This is a genomic window from Kitasatospora sp. NPDC024654, from assembly GCF_055559155.1.
In genome coordinates, this window is record NZ_JBVHLF010000220.1 from 1 (window position 1) to 3,005 (window position 3,005).

General features: G+C 70.3%; 2 protein-coding genes. One reads left to right on the forward strand and one right to left on the reverse strand.

Features of this window, described 5'->3' with window-relative positions; genetic code table 11:
* The first annotated feature begins 479 nt into the window (after nt 1–479).
* Entirely contained in the window at nt 480–2,018 is a 1,539-nt protein-coding gene (locus ACZ38L_RS39065) for a YncE family protein (RefSeq protein ID WP_465702843.1), read from the forward strand.
* A gap of 161 nt (nt 2,019–2,179) precedes the next feature.
* Here ACZ38L_RS39065 and ACZ38L_RS39070 read toward each other — a convergent pair whose 3' ends face one another.
* Entirely contained in the window at nt 2,180–2,893 is a 714-nt protein-coding gene (locus ACZ38L_RS39070) for a helicase associated domain-containing protein (RefSeq protein ID WP_465702845.1), read from the reverse strand.
* Between the last annotated feature and the right edge of the window lie 112 nt (nt 2,894–3,005).

Below are 3,005 nucleotides of genomic sequence, written 5' to 3' on the forward strand. Positions count from 1 at the left end.
GGCAGCAGCAACGCGCCGAGCCAACGGGGGACCGGCCCTCGACCGGACGGGCCTACCAGGCCACGCCGAGCGCCCCCAAGCTGCGTTCTTGGGGGGCGCCCGGTGCCGAGCAAGGCCACGCCCAGGCCGTCCGGACAGCGTCGGCCGCCGCCGAGGGACGGGCCGGGAAGACGCACGGGCGAAGTTTCCAAGACCTGACCTTGCTCCGGATGTCACTCGGACGGACCGCCCTGGACGGCGACCCCTCGTCGGGCCGATCAGACTCGCTTCGAGCCTGTCATCGGCTGTCCACCGGTCCACACGGAGTCGACGGCGACGCAAGACCTGCGTCCACGACCGCAGGTTCGGGATCCCGCCCAGAGTCGGAGGACGGCCGGGGCCGGCGTGCTGTTCGACGAGCCGCCCCGTCGGCTGCGGGCCCAACGACCCCAGTCAAGGAGGACACAGTGCGTGCAAAACTCGGCTTGGTCCTGATATTCGTGGCTGCGAGTGTCCTGACGTCCTTCACCGGCAGCTCGCCGCCCTCGACACAGGAGGCGGACGTGGGCCTGGCGCAGAGGTCGACACCCGGGGTCGGCACGGTTCCCGGCCCCTCGCTGGTGCAAGGGGCGGTTCCCTCCTCCAGACCGGCGCGAGGCACGGTGCTCCAGGCCCCGGCACTGCCCGGGGCGCAGCCGATCTCGGGCAACGACCGTGTGTACACCGCCGATCAGGACTCCAATACGGTCAGCGTCATCAATCCAGTGACGAACACGGTGCTGGGCACGATCGCTCTGGGCGAGCCGCGGTTGAGTCCCAGCAAGGATGTGCTGGGGGCGATGTACGACGGGCAGATCGACGTGCACGGCCTGGGCTTCTCCCGGGACGGGAAGTGGCTGGACGTCATCGACGTGACCACCAACGCCGTGCACGTCGTCGACACCGCCACCAACCAGGTTGCCCGCACCGTCTACCTGGGCCGGGCACCGCACGAAGGGTTCTTCTCGCCCGACGGCACCCGGTTGTGGGTGGCGGTGCGCGGTCAGGACTACGTCTCGGTGATCGACTGGCAGGCCGGCAAGGAGGTCGACCGGATCCACACCGAGGACGCGCCGTCGAAGGTGGTCTTCAGCCCGGACGGCACCCTCGCCTACGTCAACCACCTGCGCACCCAGGTACTCGACGTGATCAACGTGGCCTCCCGCCAGATCATCAAGCGCGTGCCGATCCCCGAGGAAGCCGGCGGCTCCTCCGACGAGGCGATCTCCCCCGACGGCAAGGAGATCTGGCTGGGCATGCCCACCAACGGCCGCACCACCGCCGTCCTCAACGCCAGCACCTACCAGGTGGAGGCGGTGCTGCGCACCGGGCCGCGCACCAACCACCCCAACTTCGTCACCGTCGACGGGGTCGACTACGCGCTCCAGACCGTGGGCGGGCTCAACGAGACCCTGGTCTACCGCCGGTCGCACGACGGGACACCGCCGACCCTGGTGAAGACCATCCACAACAGCGGCCACGGCCCCCACGGCATCTGGCCGAGCCCCGACAACACCAGGGTCTACGTCGCCCTACAGAACTCCGACGCGGTCGACGTCATCGACACCAGGACCATGTCCGTCACCACGACCCTGCCCATCGGCCAGTCACCGATGGCCCTGGTGTACGTGGCCCGCACCACTCCAGCCACCAGCACGAACAACCTGGGCCGGCAAGGTCTGGGCATGCGCACTCAGAACATCCCCCTGCGCGTCCCCGGCAGCTCCGGCCAGGGCACGGCCCTGATCCGGGCACTCCCAGGCATCGACGAAGTCGACATCAGCGCGACGGGACTGCCACCGAACCAGCACTTCACCGCCTACGCCAGCGACGGCACCAACACGACGGCGCTGATGACCATGATGAGCAACGAGTTCGGCAACATCGACGAAGGCCTGTCCTACTCGTACTTCTTCGCCAACCACTACACCTCCGTCATCCTCAGGACTGGGACCCCGCCCGGCGAGCAGGCGCCGGGCCCGGCAGGCCCCCAGGCCTGACGGACCAAGGACGCAGGGCAGCACAGCCGGTGCGGTCAAGGCGTGGTCAGCGACCACCGTTGGGGTCGGTGAGGCGGACACCTCACCGACCCCTCAACCGCCTTCTGCAGGACAGCACACCGCAGCGCCGACCACCGGGACAACCGCTAGCTGGGCTGGGCCTACCAGGCCACGCCCAGGGCCTCCAACTGCCCGAGCTGCTCGGCGCTCAGCTTGTCTCGCCGGGCCTTCTGGTTGTTCAGCCAGGTGCCCAGCGACAGCCCCTCCGCGGTCTTGTGCGTGCGCGGGACCTTCGCATGCCCCTCCCGCTCCACGAACGCCGCCAGCGCCGCCAAGCCCTGCGCGAATCGGTCCGCCCGCGACACCTTCGGCTTCGCCGCAGCCGCCGCCCGCGCGGCCGCCAGCTCCTGGTCCTCCTCAATCCCGATCGCCGCCAACAGGTCCCGCTGCTCCTGGTCGAGCTCCGCCCAGCCGGCCCGCTGCGCCCGCACCCACCGGCCGAGCTGCTCACCCTCGAACGCGGTCTCCAGCGGCAGCTTCGCCCAGTCCACGCGGCCGTCGGACTCCAGCCACCACACCCTTGCGACGGAGTAGGCGCGCTGCCAGGTGATCGGCCAGGCCGGGCACCACCACGGGTCGATCTCCTCCAGCGCCGCCCGCCGCTCCGGATCCAGCGCCCCGGGCTCGCCCTCGGGCACCTCGGCCGCAGCCCGCAACCCGGCGAGCCACGCCCCGATCGCGTACCCGCCAACAGCCGCCCGCGCCGGCGCGGCCAGGGAGCCGCCATGCTCCTTCGCCCAGACCCGCGCCCAGTCCAGGCCGACCTCGAACCGGGCGTCGGAGACCGACCAGATCATGCCGAGCTGCTCCAGCATCTCGACCCGGTGTCGCGGTGTCGGCGGCGGCTGAACCGTGACCCACTTTGGACGGTTGAGTTCTGACCCTCGCGTCGTCGGTGGTCTTGTTCAGTCGTTGTCGGTGGTGCGG

Coding starts and splice junctions, on each gene's coding strand:
- ACZ38L_RS39070 (WP_465702845.1), bottom strand. CDS start 2,893: ATGCTGGAGCAGCTCGGCATGATCTGGTCGGTCTCCGACGCCCGGTTC.